General features: G+C 33.6%; 31 protein-coding genes, 2 pseudogenes and 2 riboswitches. Of the genes and pseudogenes, 15 read left to right on the top strand and 18 right to left on the bottom strand.

Annotated features, from left to right (window positions below; all coding sequences use genetic code 11):
- Positions 1-349: 349 nt before the first annotated feature.
- Complete coding sequence (locus V7056_RS12780; protein WP_499702472.1) at positions 350-1672, top strand: ArsB/NhaD family transporter; 1323 nt, start codon at positions 350-352, stop codon at positions 1670-1672.
- Positions 1673-1940: 268 nt separating this feature from the next.
- Here the strand turns inward: V7056_RS12780 and V7056_RS12775 are convergent, their stop codons facing one another.
- The 5 genes from V7056_RS12775 to V7056_RS12755 form a co-directional block, all read right to left on the bottom strand.
- Complete coding sequence (locus V7056_RS12775) at positions 1941-2192, bottom strand: hypothetical protein (protein ID WP_499702470.1); 252 nt, start codon at positions 2190-2192, stop codon at positions 1941-1943.
- A gap of 880 nt (positions 2193-3072) precedes the next feature.
- Positions 3073-3270 carry a hypothetical protein gene (locus tag V7056_RS12770; RefSeq protein WP_499702469.1) on the bottom strand — a complete coding sequence of 66 codons (198 nt, stop codon included), beginning with the start codon at positions 3268-3270 and terminating at the stop codon, positions 3073-3075.
- A gap of 203 nt (positions 3271-3473) precedes the next feature.
- On the bottom strand, positions 3474-3620 hold the full coding sequence (locus V7056_RS12765; RefSeq protein ID WP_158093232.1) for a hypothetical protein: 147 nt from the start codon (positions 3618-3620) through the stop codon (positions 3474-3476).
- A gap of 202 nt (positions 3621-3822) precedes the next feature.
- Positions 3823-4392, bottom strand: a complete 570-nt coding sequence (locus V7056_RS12760) for a bifunctional transcriptional activator/DNA repair enzyme AdaA (protein WP_499702466.1) — start codon at positions 4390-4392, stop codon at positions 3823-3825.
- 23 nt (positions 4393-4415) lie between these two features.
- Positions 4416-5186, bottom strand: a complete 771-nt coding sequence (locus V7056_RS12755) for an isocitrate lyase/PEP mutase family protein (RefSeq protein ID WP_499702465.1) — start codon at positions 5184-5186, stop codon at positions 4416-4418.
- Positions 5187-5435: 249 nt separating this feature from the next.
- Between V7056_RS12755 and V7056_RS12750 the strand changes: the two genes are divergently transcribed.
- The 5 genes and pseudogenes from V7056_RS12750 (at position 5436) to V7056_RS12730 (ending at position 9907) form a co-directional block, all read left to right on the top strand.
- Complete coding sequence (locus V7056_RS12750; RefSeq protein ID WP_499702463.1) at positions 5436-5891, top strand: SRPBCC family protein; 456 nt, start codon at positions 5436-5438, stop codon at positions 5889-5891.
- Between the two features lie 159 nt (positions 5892-6050).
- Positions 6051-6431 (top strand): MerR family transcriptional regulator, encoded by a 381-nt coding sequence (locus V7056_RS12745; protein ID WP_499702461.1) that lies wholly within the window; start codon positions 6051-6053, stop codon positions 6429-6431.
- A gap of 85 nt (positions 6432-6516) precedes the next feature.
- Positions 6517-6883, top strand: a pseudogene (locus V7056_RS12740) (class I adenylate-forming enzyme family protein); the annotation flags it as partial.
- 12 nt (positions 6884-6895) lie between these two features.
- On the top strand, positions 6896-8557 hold the full coding sequence (locus tag V7056_RS12735; protein WP_499702459.1) for an acyl-CoA dehydrogenase family protein: 1662 nt from the start codon (positions 6896-6898) through the stop codon (positions 8555-8557).
- A 177-nt stretch (positions 8558-8734) separates the two neighbouring features.
- The gene (locus V7056_RS12730; RefSeq protein WP_499702457.1) at positions 8735-9907 is read left to right on the top strand and encodes a murein hydrolase activator EnvC family protein; all 1173 of its coding nucleotides are present in this window, start codon (positions 8735-8737) and stop codon (positions 9905-9907) included.
- A gap of 73 nt (positions 9908-9980) precedes the next feature.
- Here the strand turns inward: V7056_RS12730 and V7056_RS12725 are convergent, their stop codons facing one another.
- Positions 9981-10529 carry a hypothetical protein gene (locus V7056_RS12725; protein WP_499702455.1) on the bottom strand — a complete coding sequence of 183 codons (549 nt, stop codon included), beginning with the start codon at positions 10527-10529 and terminating at the stop codon, positions 9981-9983.
- A gap of 116 nt (positions 10530-10645) precedes the next feature.
- Here V7056_RS12725 and V7056_RS12720 point away from each other — a divergent pair, with 116 nt between their 5' ends.
- The 4 genes and pseudogenes from V7056_RS12720 (at position 10646) to V7056_RS12705 (ending at position 12449) form a co-directional block, all read left to right on the top strand.
- Positions 10646-10945, top strand: a complete 300-nt coding sequence (locus V7056_RS12720) for a metal-sensing transcriptional repressor (RefSeq protein ID WP_499702454.1) — start codon at positions 10646-10648, stop codon at positions 10943-10945.
- A 15-nt stretch (positions 10946-10960) separates the two neighbouring features.
- Positions 10961-11290 (top strand): annotated as a pseudogene (locus V7056_RS12715) (copper ion binding protein); the annotation flags it as partial.
- Positions 11291-11359: 69 nt separating this feature from the next.
- Complete coding sequence (locus V7056_RS12710) at positions 11360-11560, top strand: cation transporter (protein WP_499702453.1); 201 nt, start codon at positions 11360-11362, stop codon at positions 11558-11560.
- Positions 11561-11639: 79 nt separating this feature from the next.
- The gene (locus V7056_RS12705) at positions 11640-12449 is read left to right on the top strand and encodes a DUF8832 domain-containing protein (RefSeq protein WP_499702451.1); all 810 of its coding nucleotides are present in this window, start codon (positions 11640-11642) and stop codon (positions 12447-12449) included.
- A 44-nt stretch (positions 12450-12493) separates the two neighbouring features.
- Here the strand turns inward: V7056_RS12705 and V7056_RS12700 are convergent, their stop codons facing one another.
- From V7056_RS12700 to V7056_RS12680, 5 genes are read right to left on the bottom strand one after another with little or no spacing between them, the layout of a single operon-like run.
- On the bottom strand, positions 12494-13507 hold the full coding sequence (locus V7056_RS12700) for a ThiF family adenylyltransferase (RefSeq protein ID WP_499702450.1): 1014 nt from the start codon (positions 13505-13507) through the stop codon (positions 12494-12496).
- Complete coding sequence (locus V7056_RS12695; RefSeq protein WP_499702448.1) at positions 13504-14271, bottom strand: thiazole synthase; 768 nt, start codon at positions 14269-14271, stop codon at positions 13504-13506. Before V7056_RS12695 ends, V7056_RS12700 begins: the two co-directional genes overlap by 4 nt.
- 2 nt (positions 14272-14273) lie before the next feature.
- Entirely contained in the window at positions 14274-14477 is a 204-nt protein-coding gene (thiS, locus tag V7056_RS12690) for a sulfur carrier protein ThiS (protein ID WP_499702446.1), read from the bottom strand.
- Between the two features lie 23 nt (positions 14478-14500).
- Positions 14501-15592 (bottom strand): glycine oxidase ThiO, encoded by a 1092-nt coding sequence (thiO, locus tag V7056_RS12685; RefSeq protein WP_499702444.1) that lies wholly within the window; start codon positions 15590-15592, stop codon positions 14501-14503.
- Positions 15589-16191: a thiamine phosphate synthase gene (locus tag V7056_RS12680; protein WP_499702442.1), complete on the bottom strand. Its 603-nt coding sequence runs from the start codon at positions 16189-16191 to the stop codon at positions 15589-15591. Before V7056_RS12680 ends, thiO begins: the two co-directional genes overlap by 4 nt.
- 118 nt (positions 16192-16309) lie before the next feature.
- A riboswitch (TPP riboswitch) is annotated at positions 16310-16419 on the bottom strand.
- 256 nt (positions 16420-16675) lie between these two features.
- A riboswitch (TPP riboswitch) is annotated at positions 16676-16791 on the top strand.
- 132 nt (positions 16792-16923) lie between these two features.
- Here V7056_RS12680 and thiC point away from each other — a divergent pair.
- Positions 16924-18699 carry a phosphomethylpyrimidine synthase ThiC gene (gene thiC / locus V7056_RS12675; protein WP_499702476.1) on the top strand — a complete coding sequence of 592 codons (1776 nt, stop codon included), beginning with the start codon at positions 16924-16926 and terminating at the stop codon, positions 18697-18699.
- 522 nt (positions 18700-19221) lie between these two features.
- On the opposite strand, the gene V7056_RS12670 is transcribed toward thiC, so the two are convergent.
- Positions 19222-19401 carry a small acid-soluble spore protein H gene (locus V7056_RS12670; protein ID WP_499702440.1) on the bottom strand — a complete coding sequence of 60 codons (180 nt, stop codon included), beginning with the start codon at positions 19399-19401 and terminating at the stop codon, positions 19222-19224.
- A gap of 348 nt (positions 19402-19749) precedes the next feature.
- Between V7056_RS12670 and V7056_RS12665 the strand changes: the two genes are divergently transcribed.
- A complete protein-coding gene (locus tag V7056_RS12665; RefSeq protein ID WP_499702438.1) occupies positions 19750-19899 on the top strand; it encodes a hypothetical protein in 150 nt (49 codons plus the stop codon).
- Positions 19900-19983: 84 nt separating this feature from the next.
- Complete coding sequence (locus V7056_RS12660; RefSeq protein WP_499702436.1) at positions 19984-20289, top strand: hypothetical protein; 306 nt, start codon at positions 19984-19986, stop codon at positions 20287-20289.
- A gap of 56 nt (positions 20290-20345) precedes the next feature.
- Here V7056_RS12660 and V7056_RS12655 read toward each other — a convergent pair whose 3' ends face one another.
- From V7056_RS12655 to V7056_RS12635, 5 genes are all read right to left on the bottom strand, one after another.
- Positions 20346-20471 (bottom strand): YjcZ family sporulation protein, encoded by a 126-nt coding sequence (locus tag V7056_RS12655; RefSeq protein ID WP_499702434.1) that lies wholly within the window; start codon positions 20469-20471, stop codon positions 20346-20348.
- A 220-nt stretch (positions 20472-20691) separates the two neighbouring features.
- Positions 20692-20973 carry a hypothetical protein gene (locus V7056_RS12650; RefSeq protein ID WP_499702432.1) on the bottom strand — a complete coding sequence of 94 codons (282 nt, stop codon included), beginning with the start codon at positions 20971-20973 and terminating at the stop codon, positions 20692-20694.
- Positions 20974-20998: 25 nt separating this feature from the next.
- A complete protein-coding gene (locus V7056_RS12645; protein WP_499702430.1) occupies positions 20999-21220 on the bottom strand; it encodes a hypothetical protein in 222 nt (73 codons plus the stop codon).
- 141 nt (positions 21221-21361) lie between these two features.
- On the bottom strand, positions 21362-22768 hold the full coding sequence (gene bcaP / locus V7056_RS12640) for a branched-chain amino acid transporter BcaP (RefSeq protein WP_499702428.1): 1407 nt from the start codon (positions 22766-22768) through the stop codon (positions 21362-21364).
- A gap of 318 nt (positions 22769-23086) precedes the next feature.
- On the bottom strand, positions 23087-24124 hold the full coding sequence (locus V7056_RS12635; RefSeq protein WP_499702426.1) for a YeiH family protein: 1038 nt from the start codon (positions 24122-24124) through the stop codon (positions 23087-23089).
- Positions 24125-24245: 121 nt separating this feature from the next.
- On the opposite strand from V7056_RS12635, the gene V7056_RS12630 reads away from it, so the two are divergent.
- Complete coding sequence (locus V7056_RS12630) at positions 24246-25136, top strand: LysR family transcriptional regulator (protein ID WP_499702424.1); 891 nt, start codon at positions 24246-24248, stop codon at positions 25134-25136.
- An 86-nt stretch (positions 25137-25222) separates the two neighbouring features.
- Here V7056_RS12630 and V7056_RS12625 read toward each other — a convergent pair whose 3' ends face one another.
- Entirely contained in the window at positions 25223-25402 is a 180-nt protein-coding gene (locus tag V7056_RS12625; RefSeq protein WP_087999650.1) for an H-type small acid-soluble spore protein, read from the bottom strand.
- Between the two features lie 274 nt (positions 25403-25676).
- On the opposite strand from V7056_RS12625, the gene V7056_RS12620 reads away from it, so the two are divergent.
- Positions 25677-26636, top strand: a complete 960-nt coding sequence (locus tag V7056_RS12620) for a LacI family DNA-binding transcriptional regulator (RefSeq protein ID WP_499702423.1) — start codon at positions 25677-25679, stop codon at positions 26634-26636.
- Positions 26637-26642 lie beyond the last annotated feature (6 nt).

Here is a 26642-nt window from a genome sequence, read left to right as displayed (position 1 = left end):
GGTTAATATCAATCACTCTTTAACCCCCTTTCATATATTAGAGTATTTAGAGAGGGAAAAAGTTTCAAAAAGTTAAAAATATTATTAAAAGAGGCAGTAAGAACCATGTCTTACAAGCAAAATAGAGAGCAATATAGTTCTAAAAGACTGTAGTGGGCTCCAACTCCAAGAATTATGCTAAAATATAGTTACTTGGTCAAATACTTAAAACATAGCCTAGTAAGAGTTCTTTAGTATATTAAGCTGATATTTGAGTCTCATATTTGTTGTGTGAAAATATATAGTGGAACATGAAGAGAATTCAATTCATCAAGGGAACTTAGTTAAAATATTTATGGAGGAATTTTAGATGGAGCATTTAGAACACGGTTATAATTGGAGATATTATGCCGCCATCATCGTTTTTTTAATTGCTTACGCCTTTATTATTAGTGAAAAGATTAGTCGAGCGCTAATTGCATTATTGGGTGCGGGAATTATGGTGGCGATAGGTGTAGTTGACTTACACTCTGCATTAACAACACATATTGAATGGGAAACAATCACATTATTAATCGGGATGATGATCATCGTATACATAACAAGTACATCAGGATTTTTTGAATTTATTGCGATTAAAGCAGCAAAAATTTCAAAAGGACAACCTATACGTATTTTGGTTACACTGTCGTTATTAACGGCAATAGCTTCAGCTTTTTTAGATAATGTAACGACTATTTTATTAATCGTTCCGATAACGTTATCAATCACAAAAATTTTAAAGGTGGATCCGATTCCTTTTTTAATGCTAGAGGTTATTTATTCAAATATCGGAGGAACAGCAACTTTAATTGGAGATCCGCCGAATATAATGATTGGATCGGCTAATAAACATTTAACATTTAATGAATTTCTATTTAATTTAACGCCTGTTATTGCAATCATTGTAGCCGTCATAACAGTTATTATTTATTTTATTTATCGAAAAAGGTTAGTAACAACGCCAGCAGAAATTCAGAAACTAATGTCAATTAATGAATCAGATTATATAAAAAATAGTTTACTTATGTATAAATCACTTACTGTTCTTGGTTTTACACTGTTAGGATTTGTTTTACATTCGGTTCTACATTTAGATGCAGCACTTGTTGCAATGTTTGGGGCGACCATATTAATGGTAATCGGAGTAAAAGAACATGATTTAGAAAAAGTATTTGCGAGTGTAGAGTGGGTAACAATCTTTTTCTTTGCCGGGCTTTTTGTTTTAGTAGGTGGATTAATTGATATCGGATTAATTGGGTCGCTTGCAAAAAAAGTATTGGAATTAACGAATGGCGATATGAATGTAGCCGCCCCCTTAATTTTATGGGTTTCAGGAATAGCATCTGCTACGATTGATAATATTCCTTTTGTTGCAACAATGATTCCATTAATTCAGGACTTAGCAGTTGGAATGGGATATTCACCTGACTCATCTCAGGTTGAAGTACTATGGTGGTCACTTGCTTTAGGAGCTTGTCTTGGTGGGAATGGTACTTTAATTGGTGCTTCAGCGAATGTAGTTGCAGCGGGTATTGCTACTCGTGAAGGATATAAATTTGGATATTGGGATTTTTTAAAAATCGGTTTACCAATTACAATTTTATCACTAGTGATTTCACATATTTATATTTTCCTTCGATATTTAGTGTAATAGAAAGATGATAAGCTTTAGCTTGTCATCTTTTTATATTTTGATGGAAAAGAAGAGTGTTGAATTTAATACATTTTTCTCTTAAGGGACTCAGATAAAAGAAGAGTGTTGAATTCCACTGCAGGTGATAGCTTTCCATGGGGCGTGAGCTGAGCCTCCTCAATAAAGGTAGGCATACTAGTGTATAGAAATGAACTATATAAAAAAACTGTGGGGCACTAGCCCCACAACTTAAGCAAATAAACCTCTTATTGAACAAGTTTTATACTTAGAAAAATTCAAACTGTAGCTGTTCTTTTTCGTTGTCTTTTTTCTTTTTTTGAGCTTTCGGCTTTTCACTCGTAGTTTTAATCGGTTCTACCTGTATACCCATTTTGATTTTCTTTATTTCTAAAGAATGCTCTTCCTTACAGTTAGTACAAGTATAAACTGTATTAGGGATACGTGACTTAGCAAGTTCGTAACGCTCTTGTTTGGTCATACCTGCTTCTTTTGAACATTTACCGCATAATTTTTCCATTTATATCACCTTCTATCATTATTATACATAACCTTTTTTAGTTTTGGTTAATGTTTTTCGCATACGCCTTTTTAATGATAGGCTCTGTTAATATTAATTGTTGATTTTTAGCTAAATACATTAAGAGTATGAAAAGAAATAGCTGATTCGAGAGCGTAATTGGAATGGAAGGTGCGAAGACTCCTATGGGAGATGCGGGAAACTTGAGACCCCGGAGGCCAAGCAAGGTAGGCATGCTAAAACCACGACGTCCTGTCGTAACGCATGCATGATCCACATCGTGTGGACCCGAGGCTCAAGTCTCGCCCCATGGAAAGCGGAGTACCTGGAATGGAAATCAACATTCTTTTTTAACAGAGTCTAATGATAAAAGAGGATTTTGAGGATTAATTGATTCCAAGACTTCTTTTTATTACATCGAATATACATTTGGGATATATATTGCATTTTCTCCAATTAAAAGAAGTAGTGCTTTTTTATCTAGAAATTAGGATTTATCCCTTTCGAACATCATATATTTAGAAAAACGATGAATTCATAGTATTGATGAAGGGAGTGACAGAATATTATTAAAGATGATTTATCTAATTTGAATTTTGTGATAAATGCAGGGGATATCACATATCGATTCAAGCTGGAACACTTTCTAAACGTCCAGTGAATCCGGAATGTGGGAGTCTATTTTTAGATACTAGAAATCGAGTTTTTTATCGATTTAATGGCATTCGGTGGGAATTATTAATCACAACTGTAAATCTTGGAACATACGGATATTCGGCTCCTCCAATTCCACTACAAACATCAAATTTATTATTTTTTACATATTCGGATGGTGTAAGGTCAGTATATACAAACAAAGATGGCTTGGTAGAATACGGAATCACAGATATAATGTAGGAAGTGTAAGAAGGGAAGTCACAGCAGCGCCAGTATCATCTAAGAAACTTGCAGCGTTTATATTTAAAGTAGCACCACCTGCTGTAGTTGAAGTAGTGATATAAAAGTATCTGGAAGCAGTTGGATCAGTTTCAATTGTAGCAGTAGCATCAACAAGAATTTTCATTAATTGAAGTGCCATAGTATGTCTCCTTTCTTTGTAAGAATTTTACTCTGAATTATAATATTATGAGCAATTCATGTTTTATGATTGGGGGACAAACTGTATAGTAAAATTCTTTTTTTAAAGAAGGAAGAATTTATATAAATTGGCAGGGGTGGGGTATTTTTGGACAAGAAGATCAGCTTAACTTTTCGTTTAGGACCGTCAAAGACGGTCATTTTTTATTGTTTTTTTACTTCATTTAGTGCTTCAGTATTTGATTTACTAGGAGCAAAATAGCCTTCAGAATTTACCGCAGCAGGTTCTGGTTGACCATTATTTTGCTTTTTCTTTTTTACATGAGCATGTGGATTTTGATTGTGACCCATTTTTATCACCTCCAAAAATAGTATGCGCATATTTCGTATATAGTTTCGAACAATATCTTAACAATAAGTGGAAGGGATAAGTTGAATAATTGTTGTTGCTATATTAGAAACTAATAGGAAAAATTAAAAGAAGAATCCGGAAATCAGGTTCGAATTATAAAGAAATAATCATCAACGCAAAAAAGGAACTACTATGGGTTCCTTAATTACGATTTACAAATTCTAAATTTCGATATTCGGTTGGTGAACAGTTTTTAATTCGTCTAAATATTTTATAAAAGTTTGAGGGACTTTGATAACCTACCTGATAACAAATTTCTAGATTTGATTGGTCGGTGTATTTTAAAAGATGAGCAGCTTTATCTATTCTAAGTTTTTCTAAATACGTGCGAGGAGTTTCTGATGTTTCTTGTTTGAAAAGCCTTTCGAGATAGAAGGGGCTAATACCCACATGATCTGCAATATCTTGTAATACAAGCTTATTTTGATAATGTTTTAATAAGAAGGTAATCACATTTCTAATTAGGATGACTTGGGGTGAGTGATCTATATCTGGCTGGCATCTTTTACAAGCTCGAAAACCTGCTTTTTCTACTTCATTTATGTCATAAAAAAAATCTACATTTATTTTTTTAGGTTTCCTTGATCTACAAGAAGGTCGACAATATATTTTCGTCGTTTTTACTGCAGTAAAAAACAATCCATCATACTTGCGATCACATGCAAGAATTTTCTCCCACATTTCTTCAAACGAAAGATTAATATTAGTCATCTATTCATTTCACCCTTTCATTCTTAAACCTCATATAAAATCGATGTATCTTTACCTTCAATTAATTGTTCGGCAGTCTTTTCCAAATGTAAGATTATCTGATCTGACAAAGCGTTACCGAAACTAAAGCGTTTCACTCCTAGTTCTTTAAGCTTATTACAATTTGTTAACTCGGGTAAAGATAATATGTTAAGTGGTGCATCTACATGTAAGATTATTTCTTTTATTTCATCTTCCTTTTTTAATCCAGGGACAAAAATCCCACTCACGCCACTTTCAACATATGCCTTTGCGCGATTTAGCGTATCGATAAGTGGATGTTCAATTTGGAAATAAGTATCAATTCTAGCGTTTATATAAAAGTCTTTAAAACCATTGTTGTCTAAAGCAGTTCTGATCTCTGTTAAGAGTTTACTATGTTGTGTAATGCTCTTTAAACCTTTACGACTTTTAAATGAATCTTCAATATTAATCCCAGCAACGCCAACATCTGCAGTTCGTAAAACATTGTATACAATCGTTTTTATATCTTCACTATAGCCTGCTTCAATATCTGCAGAAACAGGAATGTTTACATTCTCCGCAATAGACTCTATGATACGTAAATGCCGATCAAAATCAATTAATTCTCCGTCTGCAAGCCCGATTGAATTAGCAATCCCCCAACTAGTTGTACCAATCGCTTTAAATCCAGCTTTTTCAAGTATTAATGCTGACAGTAAATCCCAAGCATTGCCTAAAAATAATAAATCCTCTGATGTATGGAGATCATTAAAAATTTGTATTTTATTCATGTTACTTCCTCCTAATATAAGTTATTTCCCATTTTAGCAATGAAGGTTAGGTAAATTCGTCCTCATTCTTGCTCTTATAGTCAAAACCAACGTGATTTTATTAAGAAATAAGAATTAATTCTTGTTTGTTGAGAAATTAACAAAGGGACAATACCCTAGGATAAAGAATAGTAAAAAGGAATACCAAATCATGGTTTTCTTTTTTGATTCTAATAATAGAAAGAATAGTCGGTTAAAGGAGTTAATAGGATGCCTTTCATAGAACATCAACAATTCATTAAAGCACCAATCGATGTATGTTTTGATCTTGCGAGGAATGTTACGATTCATACGATGACAGCTTCAAAAACAAAGGAAAGAGTTGTTGGTGGAGTAATGGAAGGGCAACTAGAGCTTGGTGACAGTGTCATTTGGGAAGCTATTCACTTTGGTATTAAGCAAAGATTGACTGCTCAAATCACGTTGATGGAAAGACCATATAAATTTCAAGATGAAATGGTAAAGGGAGCATTTCACTCGTTCATTCATACTCATGAGTTCAAAGAAGTTAAAGGCGGTACGTTAATGCTTGACCTCTTTGAATATAAATCTCCTCTCGGCTACCTTGGTGTATTAGCCGATCTATTATTTTTAAAGAAATATATGAAATCTTTTATTGCCACTCGGGCAAATGAACTGAAAAAAATTGCTGAGAAAATGGTTTGAATAAATCAATTTACACATTTGTAGTAGGATGACAATTTAGTTCGTTAAAAGAAGAGAAACAGATGATATTTGTATGATTTTGTCGAAGTGTCTCATCTTGAAAGTTACGTTTACGTAAACTTTATAATAAAAGTATGATCCAGAAAGGGGAGGGGATTTTTGGCGTTTTATTCAATACGTGACTTAACAAAAGAGTTTGATATGACTCCTAGAACGCTGAGATATTATGAAGAAATTGGCTTACTCCATCCAACTTATTCCGAAAGTGGAAGAAGAAAATACAGTCAAAAAGACCGAACGCGTCTCTATTTAATTCAAAGAGGAAAATATTTGGGCTTCAATCTGCAGGAAATAAAAGAAATGATTAATTTATTCACAAATGATCGTACTGGAAAAAAGCAATTGGAAAAAACGATTGAATACGGCAATCAGAAGATTGATGAAATTGAGCAAAAAATAAATGAGCTAACATTTTTAAAAAAAGAGATCGAGAAAATGAAAAATAAGCTTGAACGAACATTATCCGAGATAGAGGTGTAGAGATGAATTTATCTAGTTTGTTGCAGGTGAATAGTCGAAAATATAAAGATAAGGAAGCTTTAGTTTTTAGAGAACAAAGATTAAATGGTTAAAATCAGGAGATCTAGCCAAAGTAGATAAAGATGGTTTTTATTGGATCGTTGACCGAAAAAAAAGATGTCATCATTTCAGGTGGAGTTAATATCTATCCAAAAGAAGTAGAGGAATTGCTTTTGAACATACCGATGATAAGGGAAGTTGCGGTAGTTGGAATTCATCATGATACGTGGGGAGAAACTGTGAAAGCGTATCTTGTTGTAAATGATCAAACGACTGACTACGAGGATTTATGTAAACGTTTTCTTAATGGTAAATTAGCAAGCTATAAGATTCCTAGATTGTATGAAGTTGTAAATGAGCTTCCGAGAAATGCAACTGGAAAAATATTAAAAACAGTATTAAAAACACGTTAGGTAGGTGTAAAAATGAACTTTTATGAAGAAGATCTTCATTTACATGAGTTATTAAAAAAACATTTAGATAAAGAGTTTTTTAACTGGGCAAATGATGAATTAATTGAATTCGGAAGCCTATGTGCAAATGAATTTGATAAACGAGCAATTCACACAGACCGCGAAGGGCAGCCTCGATTGATTAAGTATGATGCATACGGAAATGATATTTCTCATGTGTGGGTAAATGAAGGGTATAAACAAACAGTAAAAGATACTTATGATAAAGGAATTGTAGGATATCTTCACAAACCGATACCTGAATTAGGGATAAAAGGAAATTATATTTACTCATTTGCACAAGGTTACTTATTATCGCAAACTGAAGCAGGTTTCTACTGCCCTGTGACATTATCAATGGCTACAGCATTTTTAGTAGAACGATATGCAGATGATGCCTTGAAGGAAAAATATTTACCACATTTACTATCAACTGGGGAGACAGAATTATACGAGGGAGCAACATTTTTAACGGAGCGACAAGGTGGTTCTGATGTAGGTGCAAACGTAGTTAAGGCGATTAAAGAAGATGAACATTATCGAATTTACGGAGAAAAATATTTTGCTAGTAATGCAGGTCAATGTGGAGTAACAACGATCCTTGCGAGAATTGAGGGTGCACCTTCTGGGAGTAAAGGTTTAAGTTTATTTTTAGTGCCTTGGAAAAACGAGGATGGTACAAATAATGGATTAACCATTCGACGTTTAAAAGATAAATTAGGTGTGAGAGCAGTTCCTTCTGGTGAGGTAGAATTTGATGGGGCAAAAGCCTTTTTAATTGGAGATGCAAGTAGAGGTTTTTATTATATGATGGAAGCGTTGAATTTATCTAGAATTTGCAATGCTATAGCATCCATTGGCATCATGAGAAGAGCCTATACTGAAGCTAAACAATATGCTGAAAATAGACCTGCGTTTGGACAAATGTTAACAAATTATCCAATGATTAAAGAAACCCTAACGAAGCTTGCAACGATTCAAGAAGTACAAACAAGTGCAGTGTTTGATTTAATTGCTCTATATGATCGTGTTATTGGTAAAGAAAATGGAACAAATGAAGAACAAGCCTTAGCCCGATTGCTAATTGCAATTTTAAAAATGCGTACAGCAGAAGAAGCAATTCATTTTTCTCATGAAGCAATTGAGATGCACGGAGGAAATGGATATATTGAAGATTTTGTTACACCACGTTTATTAAGAGATGCTCAAGTATTGACCGTTTGGGAAGGATCTGCCAATATTTTAGGCTTAGAGGTTCTGCGATTACTTAAGAAAAATGTTTTCCCGACCTTTATATCTTTTATTGAAGCAAAAATAGCAGATTCAACGGAATCTTTAGGAAATGAAAAAGAGTTAGTTAATCACAAACTAAATGACTTAAAAGAGGTAGTAAATTATGCTTCAACAATAGATCAGAATATGCAAACTTTTTATGCGAAAAAAATTGCGAACAAAATGGCGGATTTATTAGAAGCAGCGATTGCAATTGAGGATGCAAAAAGAAATACTCGTAAAGAGTATGTTGCAAAGGTTATTGTGCAAGAACGTTATCAAAGAGATGAATTGATCAGAGAGCCGTTTACTTTAAAGTATTTTGATGAAATTGTTAATAACAAAATGACTATTAAAAAATAAGTTCTTAATAGTATACGAAAGCAGGAAATCCAACTAGTGGTCTCCTGTTTTTTGTTTCCGTTGCATTGAAAAGGACTTGTAAAAGAGTTGTAATATGAATGTTGTCTAATTGGCATGGCAACGTTACATTCCTAAGTTAACATGTAAAAGTATATGTCAAGACTTAGGGAGAAGAAGATGAAACGAATTGTTAATAAGTTTGCACTAGTAGCGATAGCAAGTAGTTTGTCATTTGCTTTACTACCTAATGGTGCATTTGCTTCAAGTAATAAAAGTACAGAGATTCATAGAATTCAAGATAAACGGGTAAAGGTTCAAGAACAAGCTCAAAAGGCAAAAAATGAGATTGAACAATTAAGGAATAAACAAGAAGTTTTAGTAAACTCTTTAGATTCTATCAATACTTCCATTGAACATGCAAAAGAAGTGATGAGAGAAAAAGAAATAGAATTAGTAAAAGGTAAAAAAGAAATTGCGATTATGCAAGATGAGATTATGAATCTTCAAAACCGTTTAGATCAACGTCAAGTCATTATAGACGATCGACTGAGAACACTTCAAAAATCTGGAGGAAATAAGAAGTATTTAGATATCTTATTTGGTGCATCTAATATTGGAGAGTTATTTCAAAGTATCAATGCAATTGCGAAATTTATGGATTCAGATCAAGATATTTTAGTTGAGCAACAGAATGATTTGAAGAAAGTTGAACAGAAAGAAAAAGATTTATATACCTCTCAAACTAAATTAGAGAACGATAAAGAAATGCTTCAAAATCTAAATCGTACACTTGCGAATCAAGAAATTCAAATGAAGGCTATGCTAGAAAAACTGAAATCTGAAATACATGAAAAAGAACATGATGTACTAAGTTTAGAAGAACAGGAAGAGCTTTTAATAGAACAAGAAAAGGCAATAAAATCTGCTTCAAAAAATTCTCATTCAAGTGGTGAATTTATGCGACCTGCAGATGGTTATGTATCTTCTGGTTTCGGATACCGTTCATTTGATAGCGAAGAACACTCAGGAGTCGATATTGTCAAAAAAGGCGATGTACCAATTGTTTCAGTTGCAGATGGCGTGGTGATCCGTGCATACAAATCATCTAGTTATGGAAATGTTGTATTCATTACACATAATATTGATGGGAAAGTATTTACTTCTGTCTATGCCCACATGAGTAGTTTTAAAGTGTCATCTGGTCAAAGTATTTCTAAAGGCCAAGCAATCGGAACAATGGGGAACACAGGTAATTCATTTGGTCAGCATCTTCACTTTGAATTACATGAAGGACAATGGAATCAGGCAAAATCAAATGCAGTTGATCCAGCAAAATACATTCATTTTTAAAGCAATCAATTCATTTCATTATTTATATAAATTTTTTAATGAAAAAAGGCATCCAATTTGGATGCCTTTTCATTTATTGAGAGTGTGGATTGTGAATATCACTTGAGGTGAAATTACTTTCATCATGTGAAAAAGTATAGTAAACCGTAAAAATAATCAGCAGGCTAGAAATAAAAATAGCTGGAAAGAATGAGGATAAAAGCTTTGGGAATTGATCGCTTAAGAACATGATTGAACAAAAAATAGAAGTACATGTGACAAGTAATAAACAAATTAACAATAGCGTTTTTGCTTCTGTAATTGATAGCATTGAGACCATCATACTCCCCATCATACCGGACATCATTCCAGTAAATATTCCTTCTAACAATGCAAGAAAGTTAAGTCGCAGTCCGATACATAAGCCAATTAATGCTGAAAGCCCCATTGATAGTAATAGTGAATAGAAAAATTGTTGAGGCATCGTTAGAGTAACTAATACACCAATTGATAACCCAATTGTCATACTAATCATCATCATATACATCATTTGATTCATTCGATCATCCTTAGTTGGACGATTATAAATAGATAGAAATGATATGAGAACTGAGACGCTTATGCAGATCCAACCGGTCAACATTAATAATACCCCCTAATTAGTTACTTTGTATCATCATATGGACAATTAAAAATAAATAGAATAAAAAATTGACACCTATACCCCCTATGAGTATATAATGTGAGTGAGGTGATAAAATGGAAAATTGTCATGAAGATTCTATGGTACCTAGAAGTGAAGAGGAAATTGAAAATTTAATGAAACGTCTTCGCAGAATCGAAGGTCAAGTACGTGGTATTCAAAAAATGGTCGAGGAAGACCGTTATTGTATAGATATATTAACTCAAATTATGGCGATCGAAGCTGCAATGAAAAAAGTAAGCTTTTCATTAATTGAGAGACATGCTAATCATTGTATGGTAAAAGCAGTGAAAGAAAACAATGGAGAAGCATCGGTAACTGAATTAATGGAGGTTATTAAACGCTACGTAAAATAAAGGGGTCTGATATATATGAGTGAAGCAAGGCAGTTAACACTCGGTATTGAAGGAATGACGTGTGCTGCATGTGCAACCCGAATCGAAAAAAGCTTAAACCCAATGGATGGCGTTGAAGCAAACGTAAATCTTGCTTTAGAAAAAGCCACTATTATGTACGATCAGAAATATCAAACTACTGATATAATAGATAAAATTTACAACATCGGTTACGAGGTTGCACTTGAACATGCAACACTAGATATTGAAGGTATTACATGTGAAGCATGTTCTGCTCGAATTGAAAAGGTAATCGGAAAAATGGAAGGTATTACAAAAATTAACGTAAACTTAGCGATGAATACTACAACTAGTATCGGTTGTCATTAATGCACTACGATTAAAAAGGGTAAAAATTTAAGGAGGAAATATCAAATGGAAACAATTTTAAAAGTAAATGGAATGACTTGTGGACACTGTAAAGCAGCGGTTACAAAAGCTGTAGAAAGTGTGTCAGATACAAACAATATAATTGTTAGTTTAGAAAATAAAGAAGTATCATTCAAACATGTAGATACAGAAACAGTAGAAAAAGTGAAAGAAGCAATTGAAGATCAAGGATACGATATCTTATAAAAAAACAAAGGCGGACTAAGGTTCGCTTTTTGTTTAGCAATAAAAGGATAACAATTATACTTATGGGGAGAGTATATCAATGAAAAAATTGCTGTTAATACTTAGCTCAATCACATTGATCGGTTTAAGTGGATGCGGAACCAATGAAGATCACACGGAATCGAATCATCATGGAATGAATCATGAAAAGAAAGAAAAAGAAAAGCAAACTAAAGTAAGTTTTACATTCGATCAAAATCCAAAAAGTGGAGAGAATTCGGAACTAGCTATTACCGTTAAAGATTCAGAAGGTAAGATAATCAAGGATTTTGAAGTTGAACATGAAAAGTTAATGCATTTAATCGTAGTAAGTAATGATTTATCTTATTTTGACCATATCCACCCAGAGTATAAAGGAGATGGTTTATTTACCATTACACCAAGCTTTCCATCAGGTGGAACATATAAATTATTTGCAGATTTTGTGCCAAAAGACTCTGCTAAAACAGTAAAAACGAAAACGATTCAAGTTTTAGGTAGTGAACGAAGTCCAATGGTTCTAAAGGAAGACCAGCACCAAACAAAAGTAGTTGATGGCAAAGAAATCTCTTTTAAAACAGATGAGTTAACGCCAAATAAAGATATCACTTTATCCTTTACTATAAAGGATGAAAAATCCAAAAAACCAATTAGTAATTTACAACCATACTTAGGTGCAATTGGACATGTAGTCGCAATTAGTGAAGATACAAAAAACTACCTACATGTTCATCCAATGAATGAAGATTCTACAGGACCAGAAGCAAAATTTATGACAAATTTTCCAAAAAGCGGTTTGTATAAAATATGGGGACAATTTCAACATAATGGACAAAAATTCACAGTTGACTTTACTGTGAAAGTAAAATAATTGTTAGAAGAAGCTATCATATTAGCTTCTTCTTTTTATGATGCCTATTGAAAGCTTACTAATTTCTTATAAATAGACTTTGCCTGTGAAGGTTGATTTGTCCCATGAACAATTGCTCTGCCATCTTTAAATAATACAATTCTATAATCTTCTAACGAACAAGAAAGTAAGTAAGGATTCACTATTAAGTCATTCACATCATTCATTATTTTCTTCGATAATTCCTCAAGAGAAAGTGAAAGGGAGGACATATTTCTTAATTGAATTGCATCCCTTCCACATAATATATCTGTTTTCATTTCTGGGTCACTTTGTAAGTACGGAAAAATAGGCTGATCACCGCACGTAGGGCAATTTTTATGTTTTAACTTTTCAATGTTAATGTCAGCTTTTTCATTTTTCCAAACATCATAAGATTGTAATAGTGGTATTACTTCTGTACCAGTAATGAGCTTTAAAGCTGATGTAACTTGAAAAGCAGTAATAATTTGAACGATGGGGCTAATGACACCAACCGTATCACATGTATCATGTAAAATGGGTATATGTTCTAATAAACAACTTAAACATGGTGTTTTTCCAGGAATAATTGGAAAGGTAATACCATAGCTTGCCACACATGCACCAAAAATAAATGGAACACCGAACTTTACCGCTGCATCGTTTACAATCATTCTTGTTTCAAAATTATCAGTTGCATCAATTAAAATAGTTTGCTTTTTAACATACTCCTCAATATTTTTAGCATTGATGTCTGTTATAAAACTATTAATATTTATGCTACTATTTAATTCTAATAATCTATTTTTTGCTGCAATTGCTTTTGGTAACTTTTTTTTAGCATCTTCTTCTGAATATAGCTGTTGTCTTTGCAAATTACTCCATTCAACATAATCACGATCGACTATCGTCAGTTCACCAATGCCTGCACGCACTAGCATTTCTGCTATTGATGAGCCGAGTGCTCCTGCTCCAATGACTAGTACACTTGCATGTTGTAATTTCTCTTGTCCGTCTTTACCTAAAAATAATTGCTGTTTTATATATCGGTCAATCAAGAACTCACCAACCCTGTAATCGGACTACTGGCCACCCCGTAATTTTTTTCACGTATTCTTCCGGCTTCGAAGCCAAGCTTACCTGCTTCAATAGCCATTTTCATTGCAATAGCCATCTTTACTGGATCAGCAGCATCAGAAACAGCAGTATTTAGTAACACGCCATCTGCACCTAATTCCATAGCATATGCTGCATCTTTAGGTGAACCAATTCCAGCATCAATAATAACAGGAACGGAGGATTGTTCGATGATAAACTGTAAATTTAAAGGATTCAAAATACCTTTCCCAGACCCTATTGGGGATGCACCGGGCATGATTGCATGGACTCCTAGTTCTTCAAGCCTTCTTGCTAAAACGACATCATCAGATGTATAAGGTAATACAGTAAATCCTTCTGAAAGTAATATTTCAGATGCTTTTAACGTTTCAATTGGATCTGGTAATAGCGACTTGTCGCAACCAATTATTTCAACCTTTATCATGTCACATAGTCCTGAAGCTTTTGCAAGTTTAGCTATTCTAACTGCTTCTTCTGCTGTCTTAGCCCCAGCGGTATTTGGAAGTAGCTTATATTTCGTTAAATCTAATTGTTCAAGCAAGTTTGGTTGGGATTCCTTAAATATATTCATTCGCCTAACAGCAAATGTTAATACTTCCGTTTCGGATACCTCAACAGCCTTTTTTTGAATATCAAAAGAAGGGTATTTGCCTGTGCCTAGAAACAATCTTGAATGAAATGTATGTTTTCCAATTGTTAACATCATTAACCTCCACCTACAAAATGTATTATTTCTACCATATCTCCATTTGAAAGAACTGTAGTACCGTACAGTTCTCGATACAATATTTCTTTATTTACTTCTACTACAACGATTCGATTTTCTAATTGATAAGAATGAAGTAAATCTTTTACTGTGGAAATATTTTCAGCAAGCTGAATAGTATTGCCGTTCAATTGGATGTTCAAACGTCATACACCTCTCTTTAAAATTATCGATTCACTTTAAACGCTTCTACCCACTCAGGTTTGATCTTTCGTTTCAGAATAAAATCTCGAATCATTTTGCCCGTTTCAGGAGCTAGAAGAATGCCATTTCTAAAGTGTCCAGTTGCAAAAAATATATTGTCATCATCAGGGTGTTTTCCGATAAATGGTTTTTGGTCAAAGGTTTGTGGTCTTAAACCTCCCCAACATGATTCAATGGTCATTTTGGTTATCTCAGGTAGCATCTTTTTGGCAGTTTCAATTAATGATTCAATGCCTAGTAGGGTTGGTTTTTCATCCCATTCGTTTTGAATCATCGTTGCACCAATAACAAGTTTTCCATTGTTTCTAGGAACAATGTAGTTATGATCGTGGAAAATTGTATGCTCCAGCGTCATATGTTCACTTGTAACAGAAAGACATTCTCCCTTAACTGGGGTAAGACGATTATGTAGTCCGAGCTGCTTAAAAAAAGAAGTGCTCCAAACCCCATTTGCAATGACGATATTTTCAGCTGTAAATTGTCCATTTGTAGAATGAATCATAAATGTATTTTCATTTTTTTTAATGTCTAAAACACTAGTATTCTCGTGTATTGTAGCTCCGAGCACTTGTGCACTTTTGGAAAAAGCAGTACAGACAGAAGTAGGAAGCACGCTTACATCATCCTCTATATATGCTGCGCCAATTATATTTGTTGTTATATTAGGTATTTTTCTTTGAACCTCAGTTGGTTTATACCATTTGACTGTTGGTTGAGTCAGAAGGGAAGCTAATTGCATTTTTTCATCGTCATTAAAAGCTAGTTTAAAAATCCCACCTGTTTTCAGCTCAATGTCGATACGACTAAGTCTTTTAAGCTCCTCTTTCAGTTCAAAATATGCTAGTTGACTGCTTCTTGCAAAAGGTAAAAAAATCTTTGAATCATTGCACTCAGAATGAGCTCCGAGCATGCCTGCTGCAGCGCTAGTTGATTTCGAACCAACCTTTTGTCTTTCGAGTACGGCAACGTTTAGTTTTTCTTTTGCCAAGTAATAAGCGATAGAGCATCCAATGATTCCACCACCAATTACGATTACATCAAAATGTTGTTTCATAGAATACTAGTGCACCTCTCCATATATTTTAGAGCAGCATCACGCGGGTTTTCAGAAGAAAAAATACCGGACATGACTGCAATTCCATCAACCTGACACTCTTTTAATATAGGAAGATGATCAGGAGCTATTCCGCCAATTACGTAAACTGGAATTGTAAGAACTTTTTTTATCTCATTTAACTGATCAATTCCATTTGGACGTAAACCTTTTTTGCAATTTGTCTCAAAGCAATGTCCATAAATGACATAATTGGCCAGATCCTTTTCAGAGGAAATAGCCTCTGCTACTGAATGGACTGAGCGACCGACGTTCATTGTTGGATATTGTTCTTTCACTAACTTGACCGGATGGCCGTGAGTTGGCAAATGAATGTTTTTTAGATTGGTAAGCAACGCGACATCTAATCTGTCATTCATGACAATCTTGTTCATAGGAACTTCGTTATCTATTAAAAGGTTTAATAGCGTAAATAGCGCCGAGCTGCTTTTAGATTTTTCTCGTATATGAACAAAATCAACAACATCATGTATTTGATAAATCTTTGAAGCAAGATCATGAACAGAATACATATTATTCGTCACTGCGATTAATTTCAAATTTGTTCCTCCTTTTTGAGAAATAGGCTGTATGTATTGTAAATTTCCTTTTAAAACAAGAAAAACCACCTTCCTAAAACTGGAAAGTGGTTTGTAAGATACACAAATAAACGCATAAAAAGACATTGCGCCACTTTCCTACGCAGGTACGAACCTGTTCAGGTTATGAGGGTTTAAAAGTAATTACTTTATTCTCAGCCCTTATCAAGGGATCCCCTAGTGATGAATACACTATGAAAATTAAATTTAGCATAGCATAAAAATAAAATAATTCAAGATTAAAAAAATGATAGTTTGTAAATAGTATTTCAAAAGTTAGCAAAATAGACACTTAAAGATCTAATTAAAAATAATTTTTCAATGCAAAAATAGTTAATATTTTCAGGCATGAATATGAATTTTCATCCAACCTTGTAAAATTTTAGGGAAATAAAATGATTTACAAAATTGAATCATAGGTTTATATTAAGTCTGTACAAAAGAATAGTTTGACTAGGGGTGTCCAATAAGTTGGGCTGAGAGAGAAACGCGCTTTAAGTTTCTTAACCCTCAGGACCTGATCTGGTTCATACCAGCGTGGGGAAGTTTGCGTTTATTACAGTGGTGATAATTTGTCATTATTGTATTCAAACTAACCGTTAGCCGGGTCTTATATTTTTAAGATACGGCTTTTTTTCATGCTTATCATGGATTGGATTTTGTTCTTTTTAACCACATTAAAAAGGGGAAATCATAATGAACAATTCTGTAAATGAAATGAATTTTTCAATCATGTCTAGTTTTTCGGGAAGTAAAAAAGTCTATATAGAAGGATCAAGAGCGGACTTGTTAGTTCCAATGCGTGAAATTAAGTTAAGTCCAACAACAGGTTCATTTGGGGAAGAGGAAAATGATCCTGTACGAGTTTATGATACAAGCGGTCCTTATACCGATGAAAGCGAAACAGTTGATATTCGAAAAGGACTTAAGTCTATAAGAGGAAAATGGATTACCGAGCGAGCAGATGTAATCGAGTATGAAGGCCGTGAAGTAAAACCTGAAGATAACGGCTTTAAAAGTGAGGTTGTACAGAAAAATATAGAGGTTTTCCAAGCACTAGATAGAAAACCATTACGAGCAAAAGATGGTGCAAATATTACGCAGTTGCATTATGCAAGACAAGGATTGATCACGCCAGAAATGGAATTTATAGCAATAAGGGAGCATGTTTCTCCTGAATATGTCAGGTCTGAAGTAGCGAGAGGAAGAGCAGTTATTCCTTCAAATATAAATCATCCAGAGAGCGAGCCAATGATAATCGGTCGTAATTTTCATGTGAAAATCAATGCCAATATTGGTAACTCAGCCGTCACCTCATCTATTGAAGAAGAGGTTGAAAAAATGACTTGGGCAACACGCTGGGGAGCAGACACAATGATGGATCTGTCTACCGGAAAAAATATTCACACGACTCGCGAGTGGATTATTAGAAATTCACCAGTACCAGTTGGAACAGTACCTATTTATCAAGCATTAGAAAAGGTGAATGGAATAGCTGAAGACTTATCATGGGAAGTATTTAGAGATACATTAATCGAACAAGCGGAGCAAGGTGTCGACTATTTTACAATTCATGCTGGTGTACTTTTACGCTATATACCATTAACAGCTAAACGCGTAACAGGTATCGTTTCAAGAGGTGGGTCAATTATGGCGCAGTGGTGTCTTGCACATCATAAAGAAAATTTCTTATATACACATTTTGAAGAAATCTGTGAAATTATGAAACGCTATGATGTTACATTCTCACTTGGAGACGGATTAAGACCTGGTTCCATTGCTGATGCAAACGATGAAGCTCAGTTTGCTGAATTGGAAACACTTGGAGAACTGACGAAAATAGCTTGGAAGCATGATGTCCAAGTAATGATTGAAGGACCAGGTCATGTACCAATGCATTTAATTAAAGAAAATATGGATAAACAATTAGAAATTTGTAATGAAGCTCCTTTTTACACACTTGGACCACTTACGACGGATATCGCACCGGGCTATGATCATATTACTTCTGCAATTGGTGCTGCGATGATTGGTTGGTTTGGTACAGCAATGCTTTGCTATGTAACACCAAAGGAACATCTTGGATTGCCGAATAAAGAAGACGTTAGAGTAGGTGTTATTACATACAAAATTGCAGCACATGCTGCTGATCTTGCAAAAGGTCATCCGGGAGCACAAAAACGAGATGATGCGCTTTCTAAAGCAAGATTTGAATTTAGATGGAGAGATCAATTTAACCTATCACTAGACCCAGAAAGAGCGATGGAATATCATGATGAAACATTACCCGCTGAGGGTGCAAAAACAGCTCATTTCTGTTCGATGTGTGGACCAAAATTTTGTAGTATGAGAATCTCTCAAGATATTAGGGATTTAGTGAATGAAAAAGATTTTGAGTTAGTTATCGATGAGGGTCTCAAAGAAAAGGCTGATGAATTTAGAAAAAATGGTGGGGAAATATACCAATGAGTGAATGGGGGAGCCTAGAATGAACCGGGTGATCCAAATAGCTAAGCAACTAAAAGAGCTAGAGTCAGAAGTGAGTCAACTGAGAAAAGAGTTAATGAATATCCAAAAAAATTGTAAACATGAATTTCAAAAAAGCGATAATATAAATGTATGTACAAAGTGTCATTACATAGAGAGTCTATATTGGTAATATAAAAAAATAAACCTCCAATTTGGGAGGTTTATTTTTTATTAGGCTATTTTCTATAAGATTGTTGCTTATTGGGTTTGTAACTTTAAAACCAGAAATTGATTACAATGGAAGGTGCGAGATTCCTGTGGGAGTAGGGGGAAGGCTGAGACCCCACAGGCCAAGCAAGGTAGGCATGCTAAAACCACGACGTCCTGTCGTAACGCATGCATGATCCACATCCTGTGGACCCAGGAGGCTCAGCTTACGCCCCACTGAAAGGGAGAATCCTGGAGTTGTCATCAACTAACGCATTCTAAAATAGCAACGAAGTATACGAAAGCAGCCTTTTATTAATGCTCTAATAAGCTGTTTAACGATACTTCTTCTTCGTTTTGTGGTTGCCCAAGCGGATAAATTCTGGCAGTTTCTGCCTGATCATCTACGTGTTGAATATAAATTGGTACTCCATTATATGTGACATTAGCCATGACTGCAGATGATGCGATTTCTTGTGCTCGCTGTTTATTCATTTTATAACCTCCACAAATTAATTAAAACCTCAAATAGTATGTGCATTAGTAATGAAAGTATTCAAATTAACAAGTGTTTTTTTAGCGGAAAAACAGAGGGATAGGTCACTCAATTAACAAAAATGAGATGTATAAAAAGTGGTAGATTTTGGAATATAAAAACTAATTGACAATGATTATCATTATTGATAGTATTTTATCGTTAGTGATAATCATTTTCAATAAATGAGGGGGCAAATAAGGCGACTAATATCATTTAAAATATTTTACCAGTTAGTAACAAGATGATAAGTAGAGGAAGCGCAATAGGATTATTCTTCTAGTCAAAGGAATTGGAGACTAAAATTAATGGAAAAAATTATGCATCAATTAAAAGAAAACGCATTTCAAGCATTATTTACACTGATGAGAATTCTATTTGGAGTAGGATGGTTATTTGCTGGAATCACAAAAATTACAGAAAAAAATTGGTATAGCGAACCTGGAGTCTTTATTTAAAATTATTTTATAATGGCTGTTGAAAAGCCTAATGTCCCGGAATTTTATAAGTATTTCATTCAACACTTTGCTTTAAAGCATTATATGTTTTTTAATTACACGATTCCAGTTGTACAAATCATAATCGGTATTTTATTGATCGTGGGTTTAATGCTACTTCCTTCAATTTTGATTTGTCTTTTCATGCATATTAATTTTATTCTATCGGGTAATATGAACTTAATCAGTCTTACACTTTATACCAGTGCATTTGCAATTTTACTTTCTTTAGACCGTAGCTATGTATTAAGTTTAGATCGTTACATAGGCTTTGAGAAATATATTCATGTTAAAATACAAATGATTGCCATGGAGAGAAATTATCAACAATCAGAAGTCTTGAATGCTTAAATTTTAAATAAAAAAACCTCTTGAATATATTCAAGAGGTTTTATATTTTTTAGTTATTACCAAGCGCCATAGCCGCCTCCAAAATGATCACCTGCGAAACAAGCTGCTCCTACAATGATCAATAGGATGAATAATACAACAATCAATGCAAAGCTGTTATGATGTCTAAATCCATCACTCATACATTATACCTCCTTCATTCTAAATTTGTGGGGCTTTCGAAAAACTTCCCTGTTAGGGGAATGTAGCAATATTACAATTAGGAGAGGTGGATAATGTATCGTATGTTTTTTTGATAACTATGGAACTAGTCTATACACTAAATAGGCTTTAACCCATTAATAAATATTGCTAAAAAAAAGACCGCACTTTGCAGTCATTAGTGATTTGTGACAGAAAAACTTATTTAAATGGAATTTGATTATTAGTTTCCTTTGGTGTAGAAATGGCTGAGTCTATAACATATCCATTAGCGAATTTAACCGCTATTGTTCCTAAATATGTATCAGTAGGCTGAAGTGTTTCAGTACAAGTAAAATAGCGGATATGTACAACATCAACTGTATCCTTGCTAATTTTTTGACATGCAAGCAAATTACTCAAACGTTTTAAAGCAACTTCTCTTTTTAACCCAATGATCTCTTTTTTAATAAAAGAGTCATAGTAATTTTTTAAAGGGAACATTTCATCAACTCCTGATCTTCATCCTTTACATTGATTCAGCGTTATTTGTAGATTGTGGTGATACTTCGTATAGTATTTCATGTTTAGTTTCTACGATTGGTATTTGTTCAATATGTTCAGGAATTTTGCCAGAATTAGTATGATCATACACTCCGAATTGACTAGAGGAAGATACATTCTTTTTGGTCAATTGATAGATCATTAAAATACTGATTGAAATAACCAATATTCCTATAATATAACTCATTTCAATTCACTCCTACAGTTAATTGGCATATATTTTCATTTTAATTTACATTATTCATTATCAATTCAACTATTAAGATATCATATCTAATCAGACAAAAAAATATCCCATTATAGGCAACTATAATGGGATATTTTTTAATTAAGCTGAGTGATCTGAATCATTTAACTTGTTTTCTGGATTTAAACGGCTATTTCTGTATCCATATGAAGCGTAGATGATTAAACCAATTACTAACCAAACTACGAAACCTTTCCAAGTAAATGCTGATAGTTGAAGCATTAAATATACACAGAATACGATAGCTAAAACTGGGACAACAGGCACCCATGGAGTTCTAAAGCCACGTTTTAAATCTGGTTGAGTTTTTCTTAATACTAAAATACCAAGTGATACAGCTGAGAATGCGAATAGTGTACCAATATTCGTTAATTCTGCTAATTTATTTAATGGAATTAATCCAGCGAATGCTGCTACTAATCCACCAGTAATCCAAGTACTTACTACAGGTACTTGAGTTTTCTTGTTAACTTTTGACATTTTGTTAGGTAGTAAGCCATCACGACTAATTGCATAGAATAAACGAGTTTGTCCAAACATCATTACCATTAATACTGTTGTAATACCGATGATTGCGCCTAGAGAAATGAATCCAGCTGCCCAATCTTGGTGGATGAAGTTTAATGCAAATGCCACAGGATCTTTTACGCCTAGTTGATCGAATGGAACGATACCAGTAAGAATTAATGAAACAACAATGTAAAGAACTGTACATACTGCTAATGCAGAGATAATACCGATTGGTAAGTTACGTTGAGGATTTTTAACTTCCTCAGCAGCAGTTGATACTGCATCAAAACCAAAGTAAGCAAATACTACAACAGCTGCTCCAGCTGTTACACCACCAAATCCCATTGGCATAAATGGAGTCCAGTTTGTAGGCTCAACATACCAAACGCCAATTGCGATGAAAAGTATTACTACAGCTAATTTGATAATTACCATTATAGTGTTAAGTTTAGCTGACTCTTTAACACCTCTAGTAAGAATAAAAGTTACGATTAAAACAATGATTACAGCTGGTAAATCTATATAAGTTCCGTTACTAGGATCAAATGCACTTGTTAATGCAGTTGGAAAATGAATTCCAAATCCTGATAATAAACTTTGGAAGTATCCTGACCATCCACTAGCAACTGCTGATGAAGCTAGTCCATACTCAAGTACCATATCCCAACCTAATATCCAAGCAACTACTTCACCGAAAGCAACATAGCTATAAGTATAAGCACTTCCTGCTTGTGGAATCATGGAAGCAAATTCAGAGTAACATAATGCAGCGAAAGTACACGCTAACCCTGCAATAATAAATGAAAGAATAAGTGCTGGTCCAGCATAGTCAGCTGCTGCTACCCCTGTTAATACGAAAATACCAGTTCCTATGATAGCTCCAATCCCTAGCATTGTTAGGTCAAATGCACCTAGTACTTTGTTAAGTGAACTACTTGGAGTTGCACTTGCGACAGATTTTTTACGAAATAAACTCATATGAACCTCCTTAAAATTCTTGATGTGATTTTCTAAAATGTACCTAACTATTTTAATAGTTTTGTATAAATAATAGAAAATTCTGACAATTACTAACGAAAAAATATTATTTGTTAGGATTAATTGATTTTTATAATAACATACGTTTACAGTTTATACAAAGAATTTTTCGACTATTTTTTCAAAAAAACGCAAAAAAACATGGGTAATTAGTCATTAATTGGTTGAAAATTCAAAACAGTGGATAAATATTACAATGTGTATTTATTATCTAAGGATAATAATGGAAAAAAAAGACATGGAATTTTCATGTCTTTTTTATAAACAAATAAAAGTAAAGATTGATAGAAATAATGAAGTAATCAAAATTGCAATGAAAGGACGAAAGGCTTTCGTTTGTAGTTCCTTTACATTGATGTTTAAACCCAAACCAGTCATTGCCATTGTTAATAGAAATGATGTTAAAAAATCGAGTGGATTCTTTAGTTCCTTTGTTTCCATTATTTCACCTAGGAAAAAACTTCCTAAAAAGCTCATCAAGATAAAACCGATTAGAAACCAAGGGAATGTAAATTTGACTTCAGTGTCTTTTTTTATTCCTTTTTTATTCATCCAAAAAATAAATAAAAAACTAACAGGTATTAAGAGGAAAACTCTTGATAGTTTTGATAATAAAGCAAATGCTAATGCATTTTCTCCTGCTGGTGCGGCTGCTAAAGCAACATTCGCAATTTCATGAAGGCTAAGGCCGGCCCAAGTTCCGTATTCTGCAGAATTTAGATGTAAGAAGGGTAAGAGGAGTGGATAAATTATTGAAAATATAGTTCCTACTAGTGCTATGATTCCGATCCCCATTGCTGTATCTTCTTCCTTTGCTTTCATAATTGGTGAAATAGCGGCGATGGCAGCAGCTCCACATATTCCGGTTCCAATACTTAATAGTAATGAAAGATTCATATCTGCCTTTATCAATTTGGCAATCATCATCAGCACGATAAAAGAAAAGAGTACTGTTATCATACTTTTTATCATGATCATAAAACCCTGATGAAAAATGACATTCATATTTAATTTTAATCCATATAATACAATCGCAAATCTTAAAAAGTATTTGGAGGAAAATTGAATGCCAATACGTATATGTTCTGGATATCCAAAAATTTGTCTATATAGAACACTAAAAAGTATGGCACAGGCAAACGGACCAATATAACCAAGCTTAGGGATTTTAGATAATCCAACCCCGATGCAAGCTATTAAAATTGTAAATCCGATTCCAAGAATTAACGAGTAAATTTTTTCCTTATCTATCATTGGTTCTTTTGAATTTTTTTGTACGAATAAATTCGGTTCCAAATCTATCATCCCCTAATCCACAATTCAATTTATATACTTATCGTACGCGATGATTGACGATAAGAAAAATAAATGATTATGATAGTTATCATAAGCAAAATCGATACTAAGAGGTGAACAGATGGACCATTTACTTTTAGTTTTTATAGAAGTTGTTGAGAAAAAAAACTTTTCTCGTGCAGCTGAAGAGCTTCATATGACTCAGCCATCAGTCAGTCAACAAATACAAATACTCGAAAAAAATCTAGGAACAAAGTTATTAAATAGAACGAACAAATTTGTAGAGTTAACGAAAGCGGGAGAAATCGTTTACTCACATGCGAAAGAAATTACAGGTCTGTACAAACGAATGTCGACATTAGTAGATGATTTAATGCATGAAGCGAATGGAGTATTAAAAATAGGGGCCAGTTATACATTTGGAGAATATGTACTTCCGCATATATTAGCAAATGTAAAGTTAAAATTTCCAAATATTATCCCATCTGTCCAAATTGGTAATACAAGAGAAATTGCACAAGCAGTTTTAAAGCATCAAATAGATGTTGGAATAGTCGAGGGCGAATATGTTCATCAAAATGTATTTATGGAAACAGTTGCTACTGATGAGCTTTTTATAATGGCAGGAGTAAATCATCCTTTATCAAAAAATAAAGAGGTAACAATAGGACAATTAGAAAATGAAACTTGGATTGTTCGCGAAGAAGGATCTGGAACAAGAGAGGCTACAGATCGTTTATTTGAAACATTGAACATTAGACCAACCAAATTAGTTGAGTTTGGTAGTACTCAGTTAATTAAGGAAGCTGTAGAGGCTGGTCTTGGAATCAGTTATTTATCCGATTTAACAGTGAAAAAAGAAAAATTACTAAATACCATTGTTCTGTTAAACGTAGAAGGTACACCAATCAAAAGGAACTTCTCAATACTAACTGAACCAATTCAACTGCAAACTAAATCGATGCAAGTATTCATCGGGTTAGTACAAGATTTTTATAAGAAGCAAAAATAAAACCTCCATTAGTAAGTGGAGGTTTCAGCCTGAATCTCTAAACTTTTATACTTTGTCTACAAACTGAAACCTCCATTTTTAGTGATTTAGTGTTCCGTTAAATTACTTAATGAAACTTCTTTGTCATTATGAGGCTCATCTAGGGGATAAACTCTAGCGGTTGATTCATTCTTATTTACATGCTGAATATAAATTGGAACTCCATCACAAGTTACATTAATCATATTAGGTGAAGCAATTATTTCAAGTGCTCTTTCAGTATCCATAATAATGACCTCCTTTTATTAGAACCCATCATATTATTTACGAATGCCATAAATAGTATTCAGCAAAGTTGATCATTTCCAATCATTCTTTTTAAACATTTGCTTTTCTTGTTGTATGATAGCGATAGAAGCGAAAAGTAGGATGATACTGCACATAAAAATTAAACTAAATATACCAAATAAAATATACATATTTGTTCCTCCTTTTTTATTAAAATTAGCGTAAAGTATGGAACTGGTTTCATAGCAAGAAAAATTTTGAAAAGGTGAAGTTATGTCTAATATTAAAGATATTGCAAGGATTGCTGGCGTTTCAGTTACGACTGTTTCAAGGGTACTAAACAATGAACGGTATGTTAGTGATGAAAAAAGAAATGCTGTATTACGAGCAATTGAAAGAACGAATTATCAAAGAAATTTAAATGCTGTTAACTTAAGTAAAGGGAAAACTCATTTAATTGGGGTAGTCGTTCCGTATTCAAATCATCCATATTTTGGTTTGTTAATAGAGGGGATTTCTATTGAAGCGATTAAGAATAACTATAAGCTTGTGTTGTTTCAAACAGATTATCACAAAGAGCGAGAATTGGAAGCACTGGAAATGTTGAAGCACAAACAAATAGATTCTCTCATTATTTGTTCAAGAATTTGCCCACTAGAAGTAGTTGAAGCATATTTAGAATATGGGCCGGTAATCTTATGTGAGGATACGAGGAATACTAGAATATCTTCGACTTTTGTTGACCATTATAAGAGCTTTACGATTGCTTTAGAATACATGTACAAAAAAGGTCATAGAAAAATTGGTTACTGCATCGGACGTAGTAGTGGTACAAATAGCCTTCAAAGAAATTTAGCCTATAAGGATTTCCTTCATAAATACAACTTATCCTATCATGATGACCAAATTATAAAAAAATGTAGCTATTTTGAAGATGGGGAACGAATCGTTAATACTTTAATTGAATCAAAAAATAGACCGACAGCTTTACTAGTTACTAGTGATCAAGTAGCAGCAGGGATTTTAACTTGTTGTAATGAGAAAGGCATCGTCATCCCTGAAGATCTTGCAATCATTAGCTTCGATAATCAACCAATTGCCAAATACATGAAACTAACAACTGTTGAAATGCCTATAAAAGAAATGGGCCAAAAGCTATTACATCAAGCTCTACTTAATGAACAATCGCAAACAGAAATGTCAGTTAAATTAATTGAACGTAGTACAGTTTAAGTAAAA

Origin of the sequence: Bacillus sp. JJ664 (assembly GCF_036962205.1) — a bacterium.
Lineage (GTDB): Bacteria > Bacillota > Bacilli > Bacillales > Bacillaceae_G > Gottfriedia.
The sequence above is the reverse complement of the archived record's forward strand: the minus strand, read 5'-3'. Positions and strand labels throughout refer to the sequence as shown.